This is a genomic window from Nostoc cycadae WK-1 (genome assembly GCF_002897135.1).
Classification (GTDB): Bacteria; Cyanobacteriota; Cyanobacteriia; order Cyanobacteriales; family Nostocaceae; genus Nostoc_B.
This window is the reverse complement of sequence record NZ_DF978442.1, coordinates 31,528-50,734: the sequence shown is the minus strand read 5'-3', so window position 1 is coordinate 50,734 and position 19,207 is coordinate 31,528. Positions and strand designations below refer to the sequence as shown.

Sequence of the window (19,207 nt, the reverse complement as noted above, 5' to 3'; positions counted from 1 at the left end):
AAATTAAAAAGCTATTAGTAACCATAGCCACCTTTAGAACTGAAGGAATTAGCTATACCGAAAATATGCTGGATAGCATAGACATCAAGAAATCCTTCAATCAACTTGTTAAATCCGTAAAAGTCGCTCACAGAATTACCATTAGCACCATGTGTAGCGATCGCATCAACATCGCTCAAGTCATTTAAGAAACTTTCAGAATCTTGGAAAAATTGAGAACCAGCAGCATTTAATTCTGAAAGAGTAATATTTGCCACGATTTTATCCTCAAAGACTTGCTGAAATTTGATAATTTGTGCCGAGATTTAAGCTATCTTTCGCATCATAATTAAGCGAAAGATAGCTTAGTAGTAAATTACAAAGCTATTACTAGGCAGCAGAAATATTGTAGCCGCCGTGGCTAAAGGATTTAGCTATGCCATAGATATGTTGGATAGCATAAACACCAACAAATCCTTCAATCAATTTATTGAATCCGTAAAAGTCACTAACATAACTATTGGAGTTACTATCAGCACCATGTGCAGCGATCGCATCAACATCGCTCAGGTCATTTAAGAAGCTTTCAGAATCTTGGAAAAATTGAGAACCAGCAGCATTTAATGCTGAAAGAGTGATATTTGCCATGATTTTATCCCCAAAAAATTGCTGACAATTGGTAATTTATACCGGGAATTAAGCTATCTTTCGCATTATAGTTAAGCGAAAGATAGCTTAGTAGTAAATTACAAAGCTATTAGTACTGGGAGTTGCTGTAGCCACCGTGGCTGAAGGATTTAGCTATGCCATAGACATGTTGGATAGCATAGACATCAACAAATCCTTCAATCAACTTATTGAATCCGTAGAAGTCGCTAATATAACTATTAGAGTTACTATCAGCACCATGTGTAGCGATCGCATCAACATCGCTCAGGTCATTTAAGAAGCTTTCAGAATCTTGGAACAATTGAGAACCAGCAGCATTTAATTCTGAAAGAGTGATATTTGCCATGATTTTATCCTCAAAAAATTGCTGACAATTGATAATTTGTGCCGGGATTTGAGCTATCTTTCGCATTATAGTTAAGCGAAAGATAGCTCAGTAGTAAGTTACAGAAAGATAGCTTAGTAGTAAATTACAAAGCTATTAGTAGCCGGAAACACCGTAGCCGCCGTGGCTGAAGGATTTAGCTATGCCATAGACATGTTGGATAGCATAAACATCAACAAATCCTTCAATCAACTTATTTAATCCAAAGCCGTCGTAACCATAGCCATAGCCAGAACCACCAGCGATCGCATCAACATCGCTCAGGTCATTTAAGAAGCTTTCAGAACCTTGAAACAATTGAGAACCAGCAGCATTTAATTCTGAAAGAATGATATTTGCCATGATTTACTCCTAATACAATTGCTTGTCATTAAGTTGTTTTTGTGGGCGATTAAGCTGTGTTTTGCTTAACCGTTAATGCAATTTTTATTTATGCAAACTCCAAAAGTCAACGCTATAAACACCTTTATAAAGACTCAAATAAATGTCTTATGTCTTTTTAGAATTTTATATTTTGCTTGCCCAATTATTGTAAGTTTGTATTAATATCAATAATTAAGGTTAACTAAGTACATACCTTGAAGTTTATAGAGGGTGGTGTATGGGTAATACTATTTACTTAAATAACGGGGTAAATAATTTACTAAGAGCGCACAAATATGCGCTCTTTCGATAAATGTATGTATGGTGGCAGTCAGACATGTTAGGACAAGTTGAAAGCTTGAATGCCAGGAATAGCAAGACTGTTCCTCCTGCCTTCTGCTATAAAGATGAGAATTACATTTATTTACATAAAAAATCGTACGTTCTCATACTGCTTAAATTGAAAACGTACGACTATTAATAAAATAACTTGGCTGAAAAAGCTGCCTGTAAATGAACTGATATTGATGAGCAGCAACATAAAATACACAGAAATCCCATGAGTCAGGAGATAGAATTATCAGTCTCTCCTGACTCTTTTATTTTGGCTACTAACTTTCTGAGCAACAGCATATAGCCCAGAATTAATAATAAGCGTAATAATCGTCGTATGGTTGTCTTCTACCATAACGATTATTAGGTTGTTGTTGTTGTTGTTGTCGCTGCTGCTGTAGTTGATTCGACACACCCTGAAGAATATCATTGATATTTTGTTGCAGCTTTAATAAATCACTAGTGTCGATTGTGACTGTACTTGCACCTGCTTCTATAGTTCTAGCTTCCCAAGCAGTTAGTTCAGTAATATGCTGTTCATCATTATTAAGATAAAGGTCTGAGATTGTTATTCTTGCCATTGATTTTACCTCCGCAAATACGGTGATCCTAATTAGTGCAGCTATAACTAAAACCTAGCTACACAACATTTAAAATGTCTCTCTTATATTTTGTATACACATTCAAAAAATTCAAGGTTTTTTAATTCATTTATTAGACACAATTAAAGGAGTTTCGTCTATAAAAGCAAAATTTTTATCGTAATGTAAGTTTTTAAGTCCAGAGTTTTGGAATTGAGATCATCCCACTTTTTTGAATTTCATTGCGTAGGCGTTAGCCTTCCCAAAGGGTATGTAACGAAGTGAAGTGAAGCAATCGCAAAGTCTCGAACTTAGGAACAAAAATATGCGATCGCTACCATACGAGAAGGTTTCGCCTACGTTGTTCCTCCTGGCAATGATATTTATTCTCTCTAATTGTTAAATAAAAACTGGGATGTACCCGTGATAGCAATGTGTTTCAATCCCTAATAGGGATTAGGTGAAATTTAAACTCCATCATTTTTGAATACGATTCTTGGTAATTACCGTTTCAATCCCTAATAGGGATTAGGTGAAATTTAAACTTACTTGGGATCTCAGCCTATTATCAAAGTTCCAAAAGGTTTCAATCCCTAATAGGGATTAGGTGAAATTTAAACCAGGGGCTAGTGCCTGCGCCTCATTAATTATCTGTTTCAATCCCTAATAGGGATTAGGTGAAATTTAAACGCGAACCAATTTAGTTTGTATTGACGACAGTAATTGCGGTTTCAATCCCTAATAGGGATTAGGTGAAATTTAAACGTAATTCTACTATTAGATAAATAATCTCCAAAGCGGTTTCAATCCCTAATAGGGATTAGGTGAAATTTAAACCCTAGTAATATTAGTGCTTATAATGCGTTGATTGCGTTTCAATCCCTAATAGGGATTAGGTGAAATTTAAACGCCATCAAAAGAGCGTACAAAGGAGCAGTCAAAGAGTTTCAATCCCTAATAGGGATTAGGTGAAATTTAAACATAATCACAACCTCCTAAAAGAGAATTAGCAATAGAAATGTTTCAATCCCTAATAGGGATTAGGTGAAATTTAAACTGCGGGAGCCTGAAAGGCGTTCTGTATTTAGTTTTCAAGGTTTGATTTCGCGGATGGGTTGATTTTAACATGAGTAAATGTCAGTTGATTTAAGCAAAATAGCTGAAACATAGACTGGATAGGTAGTGCGGATGATTTTTATTTATTTTTTCTGCAAAAGCTTGCAGTGAAAGGAATCCAGCTATTGTCTTTCAAGAGAAATTTTGTACACCTACCCATCCGCGCATTTTGAGGAATTTTATTTCCTGCTGTCAGATACCCGAATTGTTGGAAAAGTCGGGTATCTAGGTATTATATTGCGATTAATTTTTCGTTTGTGAGGGCGAACCGGGAATGGTTACGTCTATGGGTGTGACTTGTTTGGCTAAACCTGTTAATGGCGGTTTAATAGTGGTTTGATTTCCGACAACTAGAGTTACTAAGTTTTCGGGTTTGAGGTATTGCTTGGCTACCCGTTGCACATCGGCGGCTGTTGTGGCGGCGACGGCTTTTTGATAACGAAACAAAAAGTCGGATGGGTAGCCGTAATATTCATATCGCATCAACCGCGATAAGGTTTGACCGGGGTCTTGAAAGTTAAACACAAAGGAGTTGAGGGTAGATTCTTTGGCAAAAGCCAATTCTTTGGAACTTACAGGTTGAGCTTGGATGCGTTTAATTTCTGTTTGTAAGGATTTGACAAATTGGACTGTAGCATCAGAACGGGTTTGTCCACCGGCTAAGAACATACCAGGGTAATCAAAGCGGGGACTCCAGTAACCATATACAGAGTAAGCTAAACCTTGGCGCGATCGCACTTCGTTAAATAATCGTCCACCAAACCCATTTAACACACCATTCAATACATCGAGTGGTGCATAGTCTGGGCTGTCGAATCTACCACCTAAATGCCCAATGAGTACGCTACTTTGAGTTAACTGTGGCTGATTGACAAAAAAGACTCCGCCTGTAGTGGCTGTGGAGACTTCTGGTAACTGGGGTTGGGTGATTTTTGGGTTACGTTGCCAATCACCTAATTTCGCTTGAATGAGCGATCGCATTTTTTTACTATCAAAATCTCCCACAATGCCCAAAATCATATTATTGGGGTGAAAGTATTGCTGATAGAACTGAACTAAATCGTCGCGGTTAATTTGATCCAATGTGGCATATTCTACAGTCCGGGCATAAGGGCTGGCTTTGCCATAAACCAATTTCTTGAATTCTCGACTAGCAATTCCATTAGGATCATCATTGCGTCGTGCAATTCCACCTTTTGCCTGTGTTTTGGCTAAATCTAGCTTATCTTGGGCAAATACTGGTTCCCGTAGCACTTCGGCAAACAGTCCCAATACTGTTTCTGTATCTTCACTCAATGCGTCAAAACTAGCGTTACCTGAGCCTTCTCCAATACTAGTCTCTACAGATGCTGCCCGTTGTTCTAATATTTCATTGAGTTCATCGGGTGAATGCTTTTTAGTTCCCCCAGTCCGCATGACTGCACCTGTTAAACCAGCTAACCCAACTTTCTCGCCTGGTTCCCAACGGCTACCTGTACGCACCAAGGCTGAACCACTGACTAACGGCAGTTCATGATCTTCTACTAAATACACAACTAGGCCGTTTTTTAAAACAAATCGCTCATATTTGGGTAACTTGACTGCCGGTAAAGCTGGTAGTTTTAACTCTGTGTAATGTTTGGCTGCTGTTGTCGCCGCTAAAGAAAAGTCAAAAGTCAAAAGTAAAAAGGCGAAGGCAAACATGACAACATAAATTAACCTTCTAGCATTTGATATTTTGAATTTCATCGACCTCTTACCCTTATATCTGTGCATATCTCTTTTCCTCCTACCCTACGGGAAGCCGCTATCGCGTCTACGCGCCCTATGCGGTTCGTTTTCATCCTTGTTTCGACAACAGCTTACCAATGGTGCGATTTTCGGGTGTAAATGCTGCTTTTGCCACTCGTTGAATATCTGCCGGAGTTACCGCCGCAATTTCATCCAATTGCTTGAACAAGTTTTGCCAATCACCTGTTTTCACTTCATATTCCAGTAATAGCTGTGCCATACCTGTATTAGAATCAAGGCTGCGTAATAAATCAGCCCTAGCTTGGGTTTTAACGCGCTGTAATTCCACTGCTGTTACTGGTTGAGTTTTTAAGTTATCAATTTCTTGGCGTAAACCTGTGGCTAACTCATCAACCGTGTGGCCGGGAGCCGTCAGGGCATAAAATAGCATGAGGTTGGGATACTTATCGCCAGGAAATCCACTTTGTCCTTGAGCCGTCAGGGCTAATTGTTGTTTTTCTACCAACGATTTATATAACCTGGAAGTGCGCCCTTCACTCAGCAGCCTACCGATAATTTCATAGACGGCGTTATCTGGATGCTTAATTGCCGGACGGTGATAACCTTCTAAATACCAAGGTTGGGAAGCTAGTTCTAAAGTTACTTGGCGTGTTTCGGTTTGCTTGGGTTCTACAGAAATTTGAGATTGGGGTTTGGCTTTGGCTTGGAATCGTCCAAAGTAAATTTGTGCCAGTCGTTTAACTTCGTTGGGGTTAACATCACCGACAATTGCGATCGCTAAATTATTTGGTGCATAGTAAGTATCAAAGAATTTCTGCACATCTGTAGGTGTCAGGTTACGGATATCTTCGTCATAACCAATCACAGGCCTTCTATATGGGTGAACTTTGTACGCTGCATCAATGAATTTCTCGATCATCAAACCAATAGGTGAGTTCTCTACCCTTAAGCGCCGTTCTTCCAAAATGACATCTTTTTCTTTATAAAACTCCCGACTGAGTACAGGTTCTAGAAATCGCTCTGACTCCAGGGACATCCAAAGTTCTAGTTTATTGGATGGAAAACTGTAAAAATAGCGGGTGGCTTCTGTGGAAGTATTGGCATTTAAACCTACTCCTCCCGCTTGTTCGACAATTTGCCCCATCTCGTTTTGCTTGACTAGTTTACCTGCTTGGGCTTCTACTTGCTTAAATTCAGCTTGCAACCGCGCCACTTCAGCTTTTTTACCATCCGCCTTAGCTGTTCTAATTTGATTATCTAACTGTTCTAGGCGTTCTAGTAGCGGTTTTTCAGCTTTGTAATCTGTTGTACCAATACGTTGCGTACCTTTAAAAGCTAAATGTTCTAGAAAGTGTGCCACACCTGTTTTTTTGTCTGGCTCATCCACACCACCAACATCAGCGTAGGTCAGGAATGATACTACAGGCGCTTGATGGCGTTCTAAAACAATGAACTTCATCCCATTGTCTAGCTGAAACTTTGTCAACTGCTTAACCACCCGATCTAAATAAGGCTGAATCGAACTTTTAGCGGGTGTTTTGCTAGGTTGTAGTGTGCGTGGGGGAGGTGGTGCAGTTTGAGTTTGTGCCAAAGCTATTTCTGGTAGAGAACCAGAAACTAAGATGGCGATCGCAAAATATGTAATAAACAGCCGCAACAGTTTTAGCGATCGTTGGTTTGACCAATTGAAAACTGCTCGAAGGCTACGGAAATGATTCATAAGCAATAATTGGTTGAAGTGTGAAGTATTAAGTGTGAAGTCTGAAGTCGGAAAAATAAATTTTATCCTTCATCTTTGAGACTTCAGACTTACTTTGTCAAATTTCCTTACTGGAGAAACAGGTAAATAATTGGGCAGGGCGTTAATCTTGTATTAAGCTTTCCGTGCTTTTTGTACTCAACGTTAGACAATAAATGCTACCAGTCGCGTTCGGGAAATCACACCGTAACTGTTATGCGAGTTTTTAATTCTCCCCCCCCCTCAGAAGCACAAACACGTACCCGCATTTTACAAGCGGCCAGGCGGCTTTTTGCTTCTCAAGGATTTGATGGTACTACCACCCGTGACTTAGCACAATCAGCGGGAGTCGCTGAAGGTACACTATTTCGACATTTTCCCAATAAAAAGGCAATTTTAGTGGAGGTTGCCACGAGTGGCTGGGTGGAAATTTTAACAGATTTGCTGACAGAATTGAGCGAAATGGGCAGCTATAAGGCTGTAGCTCAAGTAATGCGCCGTCGGATGTGGAATTTCCAGAAAAATGCTGATTTGATGCGGGTGTGTTTTATGGAAGTGCAGTTTCATCCTGATTTACGCGATCGCATTCAAATAGAAGTCATCAATAAAATGACAGATGTGGCTGAAGCATTCTTTCAAACAGCAATGGATAAAGGTATCTATCGCCAAACCGATGCCAAACTTGTGGCTAAGGTGTTCCTCGGAATGTTTGCGATCGCTGGTTTTTCTAACAACACCCTTATGGAACCTGATGCTTCTCCCCAAGAAATGCAACACATGGCTGAAGGACTCGCTGACATCTTTCTCAATGGAGTGTTAGCAAAAGAGTAAAGCGGCGGTGCTGCACTTAGCGAGAAGTTGCGTGCGGAGGTTCCCCCCGTTGAGCAAACTTCGGTGACTCAGCACTCAGCACTGTCTTAGCTTGCTGATTCCATTGCTGGACTAACTCAATTGATGGACACAAATCTCGTCGTTGCAAAGTAGCTACTTGCAAACGCATGATTTGTCTGTGCAATCTGTGGCTAGGAGTTTCGGCTAATTGTGCGACGGAACCAATACCTGCATGAAGCAACAAACCACAGTATTGTGTACCAACAGTAGGAATTCGAGATAAATCAGCTAGAGCTAACCATTTGTTTACATACTGAAGATGAACTTGTAATTTACTAGCCAACGCTACCCTAGCTTCTAGAGTTTTACCTTGATTAAATAGACTCCGGGTAGTTTTAATTCCGCAAGTTTGGAGTTGAGATTGTTCTTCTTGACTCAATCCTGGTAACTGTTCAATCGGCCAGTCACCAGATTGAATCCGAATGCGGCTTTTATCCGTATGTTTAGCAGACATTTTTGAAAAATAAAATTATAGATTTACTTTAACTATTGTGACTTTAAGAAAGGATGTAGAAGTCAGCCGTGGGTATGTTTAAGGTGTTAGGCTAACTTACCGTAACATCACAAGGTCGTTAGGCGCTGAAGTAATTTTGTTCGTGAAATCATCTAAAAATATGCGCCTAACACACCTTACTGGACTATACTCATTTTTTCCCCAGATTCCGCTTCATGGCTTCTAACTCGTCTTCTGTTTCCCAACGACGAAATTTTTCTTCTAAGTCATCAAAACTATTAGAAGAACTCTGAGGTGCATTCCACCAGCCATTAGTTTCTATGCGTTGTTGCTGGGCTTGGGCTTGAGCGCGTGCGGTTTGTGCTTGTGCGGCTTTTGCTTGAACTTCCTGTCGTCGCACCTGGATTTTTCGCAATAGTTCTTGAGATTGGGTTAGGCGTTCTTTCAAGCCTTGCATGTGTCCCCATTTCTGGTTTCCTTCTCGCAGTAAGGCTGCTTCTCGTTCTTGGGCGGCGGCGACTAAATCTTGTCTACCACCATCTTTAGCTTTTTGTACACGAATGTGCCAACGCTGAATTTCTTGGGCGGTGGAGAGAATGTCGTCTTGCGATCGCTTTTCTTGGACTTGTAAATCTGCTATCAACTTTAAAGTATCTTCTTCTTGCTGACGTAGTTGCTCTAACAGCGCTTCTAACTCCAAATGTGGATTATTACGCAAGAATTCTTCTAAACGATTTTCTAAAAACCGACTTAAATCATCAAATAAGCCCACTGCCAGAACTCCAGGGTTGGGTGTGACTATTTTATTGTAGTAATTATCAACGCGGACGAAAATTCGTCTTTTAGATGGTGGGTTTGGTTTCATCAGTAAATAGTCGTGATGAACTGCATACCCTAGAAAAAATGGCAGAAGGCGGTAAAGAGAATAATTTTTTAACTCAGTATTCTTTCTTTGAAGTTCAATGTTATAAATTACACATATTCTTATAAAGTATCTTGCCTCTAGCCATTTTTAAAGTCATCCAAATATTTTGTTGAAAGTCATGTAAAGCTGTGATTCTCAATGATTGATTGGGCAATTTAACAATAGGTTTCTAGTGATTATTAATACATTTTTTAATATATGAAGCTTTGGAGAAGGTCTGAACCAATTCCATTAAAATGTGATATTAAAAACAGCTACTCCCGAAATTTACTGCTTAGATTTGTTGTTGGCAGCACTACAATTGCTGTCAGTATTGCAGCTTATTGCACCTATCTAGCAGCTCGCAACCTGGCGTTAGCAGATTTGCAACAAAGTGCGTTTCAACAGGTGCAAAGAGGAGTTGATGAAATAGAAGAGTGGTTACACGTCCGCAAAGTAGAAGTACAAACCCTGGCAAATACTGCAACGGTACGTACTTTAGATTGGTCTGTAGCAGACCCATATTTACAGGCAGAAGTCAAGCGGATCAATGAATTTTTCTTTTTCCAAATAGTTACCCCAGATGGTTCGTTTTCTAATACTCAGGTTGGTAGGTCAACAAAGAATATTAAGGATCGAGACTTCTTTCAAAAAGCAATAGCAGGACAAAGCAATATTTCCGATCCTTTTATCAGCCGTTCTACAGGAATTCCTTTAATTGCGATCGCCACTCCAATCTATGGCAATTCTCAGGCTAATGGTTCACCAATTGGGGTATTTCACGGCAATGTGAAAGTTGATCGCATCAATAAAGTTGTCAATTCCCTGCGCTACGGCAATAACAGCTATGCTTTCGCCCTAAATTCCCAAGGACAGGCGATCGTTCATCCTAACGCGGCTTTAATGTCAACCTTGGAAAAACCTGCACCCAGCCTGCTAAAAATTGCAGATCGTAATTTAAATGCGATCGCCCAGCAGATGGTAAACAAACAACAGGGAATTCAGTTGTTGGAAATTGACGGAACTAAAAAATATGTTGCTTATATTCCCTTACAAGAAGCTAATTGGTCTTTGGCTTTGGTAATTCCCCGCGAAAATATTGAATCTCGCTTGCAATTCCTGGATTTAATCGCGCTGATTGTCGCAGGGCTGACAGTCACCATGATTACTGTTTTGTGGCGGGTGCAAGCATTTGAACAAGCGCAACTAAAAAAATCTCAAACGGCGGCTGAGACAGCAAACCTCGCCAAAAGCGAATTTTTAGCCAACATGAGTCATGAACTGCGAACACCTTTAAATGGCATTTTGGGTTGCGCGCAAATTTTGCTGCGTTCCCAAGGTTTACCAGAAAAAGAACAATATCACGTCAACATCATTGAACAATGTGGTTCTCATTTACTGACTTTGATTAATGACATCTTAGATCTCTCGAAAATTGAAGCCAGAAAACTGGAACTACATCCCCAGGATGTGCATTTTCCGTCGTTTCTTCAGGGAATTGCCGAAATTGCTCAGATTCGGGCAGAACAAAAAGGGATTTTGTTTGTTTATGAAACCGTGAATGAATTACCTACAGCAGTTCATATCGATGTTAAAAGGTTGCGTCAGGTATTGTTGAACCTGTTGGGAAATGCCATTAAATTTACCGATGAAGGTCAAGTTAGATTTAAAATTCAGGCGATCGCGCAACTTGACTCTCATGGACAAACACAGAAATACTTTATTCACTGTTCTATCGAAGATACAGGAATTGGTATAGCACCAGCAGAACTGAGTAAGATTTTTTTACCATTTGAGCAAGTAGGTGAAAAAAAGCGTCAGACAGAAGGTACAGGATTGGGTTTAGCTATTACTCGCCAGTTAGTACAGATGATGGGTAGTGATATCCATGTCAAAAGCCAAGTTGGTGAGGGTAGTACTTTCTGGTTCGAGTTAGAAATGCCAGCAGCCAGCGAATGGGTACAATCAGCGATGGCTGCATCAACAAAACAAATCATTGGCTTTGAAGATAGTCCGCGCACAATTTTGATGGTGGATGATCGCTGGGAAAATCGCACAGTCATTACAAACTTGTTACAACCACTAGGCTTTGATGTAGTTGAAGCTAACAACGGTCAGGAAGGTTTAGCAAAAGCGATCGCCATCAAACCAGATTTGGTTATTACCGACCTACTCATGCCAGAAATGGATGGGTTTGAATTGATTCACAGTCTGCGTCACACCCCAGAAATTCAAGATATCAAAATTATTGTTTCTTCTGCTAGTGTCTTTGAAGCCGACCAAAATCGCAGTCTCCAAGCAGGTGGTAACGATTTTCTCAGCAAACCTGTACAAGTAGATGAATTACTCAATCAATTAGAACAGCATTTAAACTTGACATGGATTTATCAGCAGTCTCAGTCTGAGAGACAAGTAACCAACAAATTAGCTACAGTCAATATTCCATCAGATTCCTTGATTCCTCCTAGTCCCGAAGTATTGGGAGAACTCATCACATTAGCGGAAAAAGGTAACTTCAATGCCATCCTCAAGTGGGCTGATCAACTGGAGGCTTCAGAACCAAATCTTGCTAACTTTGCTAATCAACTGAGACAACTAGCAAGGCAATTTGATGAAGATATCTTGATCAGTTTTTTGAATCAAAATGAGGTAGAAACAAGATGACAGCAACAATATCTGAGCAAAAGTATATTTGCGATCGCCACCCACAAGGAATTATTTTAGTCGTTGATGATAACCCTGCCAATTTACAAGTTTTATCCAGCTTTTTAGATGAGTCTAACTTTGAAGTTTGGGCAGTTCGCAGTGGTGAAAAAGCTCTTCAGAAATTAAACAACGACAACTTACCAGATTTAATTTTGCTTGATGTGATGATGCCGGGTATGGATGGGTTTGAAACCTGCCAACATCTCAAAAAAGATCCTCGTTCTGAGGATATTCCTGTCATTTTTATGACTGCTCTCTCGGAAACTGCCGATAAAGTCAAAGGATTGCGATTAGGCGCTGTAGACTACATTACCAAACCTTTTCAGCATGAAGAAGTATTAGTGCGAATCGAACATCATTTGAAGCTAAGAAATTTGACCAAAAGTTTAATTGATAAAAACACTGAACTCCAAAAAACTCAAACCCAACTCATCCAAGCCGAAAAGGTAGCAACTTTAGGTCAACTAGCAGCCGGAATTGCTCATGAGGTGAATAATCCCATCAATTTTATCGCTGGTAATTTAAATTTTTTAGAACAGTATGTTCAGGAAATAATAGGTTTAATCGAACTTTATCAAAAGCATCTATCCGAACCACCTAACGAAATTAAAAATGCACTTGAAAAAAGTAATTTGAGTTTTTTGCTAAATGATATATCTAAAATTATTCAATCTATGCAACTTGGGACTAATCGCGTTACAGAAATTGTCTCATCGTTAAATAAGTTTTCTCGACACAGTGAAGCAGGTAAAAAAATCGCTGACCTACATGAAGGTATAGAAAACACCCTATTAATTATCGGTCATCGACTCAAAGCTAATGCTCATCGGGATGCTATTAAAATAATTAAAGAATATGGAGATTTACCACTTGTTGAGTGCTACCCAGGTGAAATAAACCAGGTTTTTATGAATTTGATTTGTAATGCCATAGATGCTATTGAAGAATCACAAAAAAATCAAAATTTTCAGGAGACAAGTAATAATCCAGGTGTGATTCGGATTACAACAGAGGTAAGAGGAGAGAAAGTAATTCTCAAATTTGCCGATAATGGCTCAGGAATTAGTGAAGCAGAGCAAACAAAAATTTTCGATGCTTTCTATACAACTAAACCCATCGGGAAAGGAACTGGGTTAGGTTTATCAATTGCTTACCAAATTGTGGTTAATAATCATCATGGCAAACTATATTACCAATCGCAGCTAGGTAAAGGTCTAGAGTTCATTGTTGAATTACCTATCTGATTATTGTGCCTGGTGAAAGACTGATAATTAAGGTACAGGAGAGAGAAGTTTTTGGGGTATGTCAAACTCAGGCTAATTTAAGTGCTGCTGTAATAGACCAATAATTACTTCTGGTAATTCTAAATGAGGCAGCACCCCAGCATCTGCGATCGCATAAAATTTTTCTACAACATCAGAATTTAAATTCGCCAATCTTCGTCCTAATTTGATACTAGTAAATTGTGCTTTTTCACCCCAAAAAAACACAGTTGGAATTGTTAATTGTTGCAGATACAAACTCAAATCAAAATACAAATCACCCCGCAAAAATGCTAAAGCAGCAAACCTCGCATTCGGTTGTTGTGCTGAAGTTAAATAAGCTGCTACCATTTCTGATGAAACACGTTCCGGTTTGGCAAAAAGAAAACTTTGTAAAAAATTTCGCACTGCTAATTCATTTTCCGCACCCAACGCATAAATTAAACTATCTACCAGCGGTGTATTAATTACTGAAAGTGGTAATCTACGTCCAGCACCTTGACCAAAATCATCAAAACCCGAAGGAGAAACTAAATATAATGATTGAAATAATTGCGGTTGACTAATAGCTAAACGGATAGTCAAAGCAGCGGTTAACGATGAGGCGATAACCGTTACAGGCTGGTGACAAGTTTGAGTAATAAATTCGGCGATCGCATTTAGATAATCTTTAATTTGATAATCGCGTACTGGGTGTGCAGAATCACCCCAACCAATTAAATCAGGCGCTAAAATGCGATATTTTGCGGCAAAAGCTGGATACACTTTCGACCATTCATAAGCAGAAGCTCCACCCCCAAAATTATGCAGAAATATTAGTGGGGTTAAATCTTCAGTATCAGCATTCAACCAAGGTGCAGATGTTTGAGTATAATACACCATCGCTCCCAAGGAAGTATGAATCACTTTATGCCCAAAGCCAGGAGGTTGAAACTGAAGCATAAAAAGTATGAAGTAAAGTATGAAGTATTAAGTGTTGAGTAGAAAATAAATTACATAAAAGAGTTAAAGCTTTTGATTTACTACTCCCCACTCCCTTTATTTAGCGATTATCTCTAGTAATATGAGTTAGTTGATTTAAGTTATCACCACTAATTTTATAAGCATTTCCAAAACCAAGAATAAAACGACCTGAACTAGGAATCAGTTGAAAAATCCGAAAGTCACCTAAACTTTTTAACACTTCAATCATTTCCCCAAAGCGTTCTTGAAGTTGGTCAACAATTTTATTCCAAGTGTCTGTATCTCGTTCTATTAAAGTAGCCGTACAATCAAAACTTAAACGACGACGAGCAAAAATATTATTACTTTTTGCTTCATCTTCAATAAATAAAATACTCAACTGAGGGTTAGCATAAATATTTTGTGTGTGAATTGCCAAGTCACTGATATAAATATAAATATTTTTGCCTTCATCAATCACGAAAGGCGCATAACTACTATTAGGTATGCCATCCTGACTGACTGTGCTAATAATGACACTCTGAAACTCTTGCAGAAAACTTGCATATTCAGCTTGAGCTTGTTCTAGTTGGCTCATAAGTGTTTTTTTGTATGTTTAGCAACATTTAAGTAAGTATTTTAGTAGTTTTGGGCGATCGCCAAAACACCAATTTATTGTACCTACTTCCTCATATTTGAGAACAAAACCGATATCATGTAACAAACAACAAGTAATGAGGACGCAATTGTGAGTGACAAAAATCGTTCTCAATGGGACTTAGGCAGGTTTATCAAAACCCTGTCTTACTTTGAGGTTATTCCCTTTCTCAACTGCATACAAAAACTCATCCAAGGTCGTCCCCAAGACACAAAATCTAGACCTAATGGAGAAAAAAGCGTGGGTGTAATACTAGTAGCCGGTGCAACAGGTGGTCTTGGTAAACGAGTCGTAGGGCGACTTGTAAAACGAGGCTATCAAGTGCGCTGTCTGGTGCGTGATATTGACAAAGCACGGTCAATTTTAGGTAACGATGTTGACTTAGTAGTTGCAGACATTACTAAACCAGAAACTTTAAATACCTTAGTCATGGCTAATATTCAAGCCGTGATTTGTTGTACAGCCGTGCGTGTCCAACCAGTGGAAGGAGACACAGCTAATAGAGAAAAATATTATCAAGGCATTAAATTTTACCAGCCTGAAATTGTTGGCGACACTCCCGAAAATGTCGAATATCAAGGTGTGAAAAACTTAGTCGCAGCAGCCGCCACATATCTCCCCGCAGCCAACGCAAAACTTATATTTGATTTTACTCATCCCTCAGCCGAATTAAAAAATATCTGGGGTGCGCTTGATGATGTCGTCATGGGTGGAGTTAGTTCTAGTAATATTCAATTAACAGAAAATACCGCTGTGTTTGCTGGTAATGTTTCCACCGCCAACTCAGGAGGATTTGCATCTGTGAGAACTAAGAATTTTGACCCACCGTTTAATTTATCGGGTTACGCAGGTGTAGAATTACGCGTTAAAGGTGATGGTCAACGTTATAAAATATTCCTCCGACCCGATGTAACTTGGGATGGTTTAGGTTACAGCTATTCATTTGATACGGTCGCTAATACTTGGATAAATGTTCGCATTCCTTTTGGGGAATTAACACCTGTATTTCGAGCCAAAACTGTTAAAGATGCTCCACCATTAGATGCAAGTCGCATTAGCTCATTTCAACTTATGTTGAGCAAATTTGAATATGATGGTGCGTTAAATCCCAAATTTACACCTGGTGGTTTTAGCTTGCAGATAGAATCTATCAAAGCATATAACGGCAAAACTGCACCCCAATTTGTGCTTGTCAGTTCCGCAGGTGTCACCCGTCCCGGTAGACCAGGAATTAATTTAGATGAAGAACCACCAGCAGTCAGATTAAATGATCAATTGGGTGGTATTTTAACCTGGAAGTTAAAGGGAGAAGATAGTTTAAGAGCTAGTGGTATTCCTTACACAATCATTAGACCTTGTGCTTTAACAGAAGAACCAGGTGGACAGGAAGTAATATTTGAACAAGGTGATAATATTCGCGGTAAAATCAGCCGAGAGGATGTGGCAGAAATTTGTGTACAAGCGTTAGAACAAAGTAAAGTACATCATGTCACTTTTGAGGTAAAAGCAACAGAAAATAAAGTTAACTCTCTCAAATGGGATACGCTATTTTCTGATTTGCAACCTGATAGATAAATCAACTACCGATTTATCAAAATAGAATTCAGGAGCCAGGAATCAGCTTAAATTGTAGTGGGTATTATAGCGATGCTTAATACACTCACAAATATAGTGAGTTATGGCTAAATTAGCATTGCATGGCCGTAACTCACCCTACTTAATATTTACTTGGTGAACTCTCTGCGCCTTTGCGTAAAACAAATTCCTACGCTTACGTCAGTAAAGTCCCATACAGCTTATCTTCTTTCTTTGCAGTTCGGACAATGAAGAGAATTCAAGTATTAGGAATTGCAGTGGCTTTAGCTATCATACTTTGGGCTGGGTTATTTTCTAACACCGCATTATCACAACAAACCGAATCTCGTCTGAATAATTTACAGGCTGATTTTAATCGTATGGAGTTGCGTTTGAATCAAATAGAATCTCAACTCGGAAACACCCGCCAGTCTCCTAACTCCAGAACAACAATTACCGTACCACAATCAAGCAGAAGAAATTTGTCACAAACAGAACGAGATAAAATGTTTGACCGATTAGCGACTTTAGTGGTTGAATTAAAACAGCAAGTGAATACGTTAGAAAAACGCATTGCTAAGTTAGAATCTCGTTAATTAATATGACAATTAATATTTCAGAACCAATGATATATGAAGGCGGTTGTCATTGTAGTGCTGTACGTTTTCGAGTTGTAGTCAAGCAACACAAAGTCGATGATTGTAACTGTTCTATTTGCCGGAAAAAAGGGTTTTTACACTTAATCATTCCCAAGGAACAATTTACTTTATTGCAAGGTGAAAATAAGTTAATAACTTACCAATTCAATACAGGAGTTGCTCAACATAAATTCTGTAGCATTTGTGGGATACATTCTTTTTATATTCCCCGTAGCCATCCAGATTGTATCGATGTCAATGTGCGCTGTTTAGATGGTGATGTCATATCAAATTTTGAAGTTGTACCTTTTGATGGGATGAATTGGGAAGCTAATATCCACAAGTTGATTAATTAACATAGTGGTAGATAAGTAATTATAGTGGTGTTCATAATTTAAATGTTTTTCCTAAATAACGCGGAGAACAAGAAGAGATTGAGTAAGAAATAAAAATCTGCTTAATTGTTTCAAAAAGTAAACAATTAAAAACTAGATGCTGGACTTTTGGAAGAAGTCGGGGATCTGATTTTTCATAAATTATTTATAACTGCTATATTATTTGTATATACTCTATTCGCAGCACAGATGAGTTATCTGTAATTTATGATTTTTTGAAGAAAAAAGACAAAGTATATATTTTTGTAGAGCAATTGCTAAAGAAATATGAGGAAAAATCAACCACAGGCAATGTAGATTATATAAAGGTTGTACTAGGAGCGAATAGATGTCTCATTAGCCTGTTTTACAAGCTGATGTATCTGAATAAAGGGAATCTCTTCAATTCAACAAGCATAAAAAGATTATTCAGTTTATATCAGTTATTAACCCTTTGAAACTAGGGCGAATTTCTATGAATCAACCATATCTATCTCCAGATGATTTGCCTTCTCATAAAACAACACTAATTAGTGAATTATTACTTAGTCAACTAGAAGAAACGGTTAAACAACGCTTTTTTTCTACTTGCGATCGCACTGTACGTCTTTTACTCTCTGGTTGTCATTGGTATTTCAAAATTAATAGCGGCATTCTCATATTAATCATGGTTTGCCATGATATCGAAAGCTATCAGAACATTATGATGACGGTTCCCCATTTAGCAGACAAGTTAAAAAAGTTTGCCAACCAAGCTAAAATTAGTATTAGTTCTCCTGTGAACCAAGGTGTTCCTTGGGTAATTAGTGTCAATGATCTGTTTTTTGGGGAAGAATCATCTGAGCGTTAATCGAGAATGGCCTAGGCACAAAAATTGTCTGTTGAGACTGGATGTAGAAGTGCAATAGTGTTGAAGACCGACACCCTTCTCTAAAACCTTAATTTTTCGTTCTCTTGAGTAAATTCTACGTAATCTAAATTAGAAGATATGGAGACAAAAGTTAATTTTCTTTGTCTCCATATCCAGTTTTCCCCTACCTTGCCAGGTACAAACTTAAAAATCTAAACTTGGCCAGTCTGGTTCACGGTAATAGCGTGTCATATCATCAAATTTCCGCAATTCAACGCGGTTAACGAGAATTTCTGGAAAATCTCCTAACCATTGTTGATTTAATTCACAAAGCATATCACTGAGTTTATTTCGGTCTAAATTAGGTGAAATATCACCGAAGTAGCCTAATGTAATATGGGCTGTTAGGTGATAATGTTGTTCAATTCCTAATGCAATCAACTTGGGGTTTTGATAAATTTGCCGACGAAATTGAATAACTTGTTCATAGGAACTTTCATCTTTGGGTACTAAACAAACACCCAATGCTCTTGGCATCAAAACCAATCCCAACATTTGCCAGTAAATAGGGTTAGTTCCCGATGTTATGGATTGTTGATATTGTTGAAAGATTTCCGCACAGTAATGGCGTAATTCTTCCTCAAATTTGGGATTTTTCTCACAAACATCAAGATAAGCATGATCCCAAATCAAGTCTGCCAAAGTTAAATGAAAGCTCGCAGGTGGGACTGGGACAATCAAATCATGGTTGACAGGCAGCTGCAACAGTTGCTCTTGATAAGTTGCTAATTTTTCGTAAAAAGCAGAGTTTTCGGCTGCTGCATCGGCGGTGGGGGTAATCAATGTATAGCCAGGAAAAGGTGTTGCTTGTCTCGTTCCCGAATGGGGTTGGAACTTTAAAGACTCCTGGATATGCTGAACTTGGGACTTATATGCTTCTGGTAGCATCATTCTTGCTACCCGGTTTAGATAAGTTTGGTAGTTGTCGTCCAATCTTTAATAGCCTCGCGTTCTTACTTGATAGATTTTAGGAAAAATTATCCAATTGTGACTAAGTT

19 protein-coding genes and 1 CRISPR repeat array are annotated in these 19,207 nt (G+C 38.8%); of the genes, 7 read left to right on the top strand and 12 right to left on the bottom strand.

Features of this window, described 5'->3' with window-relative positions; genetic code table 11:
* Positions 1–14 precede the first annotated feature (14 nt).
* The 7 genes from NCWK1_RS25025 to NCWK1_RS24995 all read right to left on the bottom strand — a co-directional run bounded on the left by NCWK1_RS25025 (position 15) and on the right by NCWK1_RS24995 (position 6,877).
* Positions 15–257, bottom strand: a complete 243-nt coding sequence (locus tag NCWK1_RS25025; RefSeq protein WP_096575020.1) for a hypothetical protein — start codon at positions 255–257, stop codon at positions 15–17.
* A 112-nt stretch (positions 258–369) separates the two neighbouring features.
* A complete protein-coding gene (locus NCWK1_RS25020; protein ID WP_103126578.1) occupies positions 370–627 on the bottom strand; it encodes a hypothetical protein in 258 nt (85 codons plus the stop codon).
* A 109-nt stretch (positions 628–736) separates the two neighbouring features.
* Positions 737–994 (bottom strand): hypothetical protein, encoded by a 258-nt coding sequence (locus NCWK1_RS25015; protein ID WP_103126601.1) that lies wholly within the window; start codon positions 992–994, stop codon positions 737–739.
* Positions 995–1,129: 135 nt separating this feature from the next.
* Positions 1,130–1,375, bottom strand: coding sequence for a hypothetical protein (locus NCWK1_RS25010; RefSeq protein WP_103126577.1), 246 nt, complete (start codon positions 1,373–1,375; stop codon positions 1,130–1,132).
* Positions 1,376–2,040: 665 nt separating this feature from the next.
* Positions 2,041–2,310, bottom strand: coding sequence for a hypothetical protein (locus tag NCWK1_RS25005; protein WP_103126576.1), 270 nt, complete (start codon positions 2,308–2,310; stop codon positions 2,041–2,043).
* A gap of 436 nt (positions 2,311–2,746) precedes the next feature.
* Positions 2,747–3,367: a CRISPR direct-repeat array (repeat unit 37 nt; unit sequence GTTTCAATCCCTAATAGGGATTAGGTGAAATTTAAAC).
* 302 nt (positions 3,368–3,669) lie between these two features.
* Positions 3,670–5,154, bottom strand: a complete 1,485-nt coding sequence (locus tag NCWK1_RS25000; protein WP_103126575.1) for a M16 family metallopeptidase — start codon at positions 5,152–5,154, stop codon at positions 3,670–3,672.
* A 91-nt stretch (positions 5,155–5,245) separates the two neighbouring features.
* Positions 5,246–6,877, bottom strand: a complete 1,632-nt coding sequence (locus NCWK1_RS24995; RefSeq protein WP_245894987.1) for a M16 family metallopeptidase — start codon at positions 6,875–6,877, stop codon at positions 5,246–5,248.
* A 234-nt stretch (positions 6,878–7,111) separates the two neighbouring features.
* Between NCWK1_RS24995 and NCWK1_RS24990 the strand changes: the two genes are divergently transcribed.
* Complete coding sequence (locus tag NCWK1_RS24990) at positions 7,112–7,726, top strand: TetR/AcrR family transcriptional regulator (RefSeq protein WP_096575033.1); 615 nt, start codon at positions 7,112–7,114, stop codon at positions 7,724–7,726.
* A gap of 16 nt (positions 7,727–7,742) precedes the next feature.
* Here NCWK1_RS24990 and NCWK1_RS24985 read toward each other — a convergent pair whose 3' ends face one another.
* Complete coding sequence (locus NCWK1_RS24985) at positions 7,743–8,240, bottom strand: DUF4332 domain-containing protein (RefSeq protein WP_103126574.1); 498 nt, start codon at positions 8,238–8,240, stop codon at positions 7,743–7,745.
* A 190-nt stretch (positions 8,241–8,430) separates the two neighbouring features.
* On the bottom strand, positions 8,431–9,012 hold the full coding sequence (locus tag NCWK1_RS24980) for a TIGR04376 family protein (RefSeq protein WP_103126600.1): 582 nt from the start codon (positions 9,010–9,012) through the stop codon (positions 8,431–8,433).
* Between the two features lie 351 nt (positions 9,013–9,363).
* Between NCWK1_RS24980 and NCWK1_RS24975 the strand changes: the two genes are divergently transcribed.
* Positions 9,364–11,808: an ATP-binding protein gene (locus NCWK1_RS24975; protein ID WP_103126573.1), complete on the top strand. Its 2,445-nt coding sequence runs from the start codon at positions 9,364–9,366 to the stop codon at positions 11,806–11,808.
* Positions 11,805–13,094, top strand: a complete 1,290-nt coding sequence (locus NCWK1_RS24970; protein WP_103126572.1) for a hybrid sensor histidine kinase/response regulator — start codon at positions 11,805–11,807, stop codon at positions 13,092–13,094. The genes NCWK1_RS24975 and NCWK1_RS24970 overlap by 4 nt, the downstream gene beginning before the upstream one ends.
* A 72-nt stretch (positions 13,095–13,166) precedes the next feature.
* Here the strand turns inward: NCWK1_RS24970 and NCWK1_RS24965 are convergent, their stop codons facing one another.
* Positions 13,167–14,054 carry an alpha/beta fold hydrolase gene (locus NCWK1_RS24965; protein ID WP_103126571.1) on the bottom strand — a complete coding sequence of 296 codons (888 nt, stop codon included), beginning with the start codon at positions 14,052–14,054 and terminating at the stop codon, positions 13,167–13,169.
* Between the two features lie 100 nt (positions 14,055–14,154).
* A complete protein-coding gene (locus NCWK1_RS24960) occupies positions 14,155–14,652 on the bottom strand; it encodes a HugZ family pyridoxamine 5'-phosphate oxidase (RefSeq protein WP_103126570.1) in 498 nt (165 codons plus the stop codon).
* Between the two features lie 150 nt (positions 14,653–14,802).
* Between NCWK1_RS24960 and NCWK1_RS24955 the strand changes: the two genes are divergently transcribed.
* The 4 genes from NCWK1_RS24955 (at position 14,803) to NCWK1_RS24940 (ending at position 18,149) form a co-directional block, all read left to right on the top strand.
* Complete coding sequence (locus NCWK1_RS24955; protein WP_103126569.1) at positions 14,803–16,287, top strand: CIA30 family protein; 1,485 nt, start codon at positions 14,803–14,805, stop codon at positions 16,285–16,287.
* Positions 16,288–16,535: 248 nt separating this feature from the next.
* Positions 16,536–16,883: a hypothetical protein gene (locus NCWK1_RS24950; protein WP_103126568.1), complete on the top strand. Its 348-nt coding sequence runs from the start codon at positions 16,536–16,538 to the stop codon at positions 16,881–16,883.
* 5 nt (positions 16,884–16,888) lie between these two features.
* Complete coding sequence (locus NCWK1_RS24945; RefSeq protein ID WP_096575050.1) at positions 16,889–17,281, top strand: GFA family protein; 393 nt, start codon at positions 16,889–16,891, stop codon at positions 17,279–17,281.
* A 493-nt stretch (positions 17,282–17,774) separates the two neighbouring features.
* The gene (locus tag NCWK1_RS24940) at positions 17,775–18,149 is read left to right on the top strand and encodes a hypothetical protein (protein WP_096575052.1); all 375 of its coding nucleotides are present in this window, start codon (positions 17,775–17,777) and stop codon (positions 18,147–18,149) included.
* Between the two features lie 204 nt (positions 18,150–18,353).
* Here NCWK1_RS24940 and NCWK1_RS24935 read toward each other — a convergent pair whose 3' ends face one another.
* Positions 18,354–19,142: a DUF1868 domain-containing protein gene (locus tag NCWK1_RS24935; RefSeq protein WP_187308242.1), complete on the bottom strand. Its 789-nt coding sequence runs from the start codon at positions 19,140–19,142 to the stop codon at positions 18,354–18,356.
* Between the last annotated feature and the right edge of the window lie 65 nt (positions 19,143–19,207).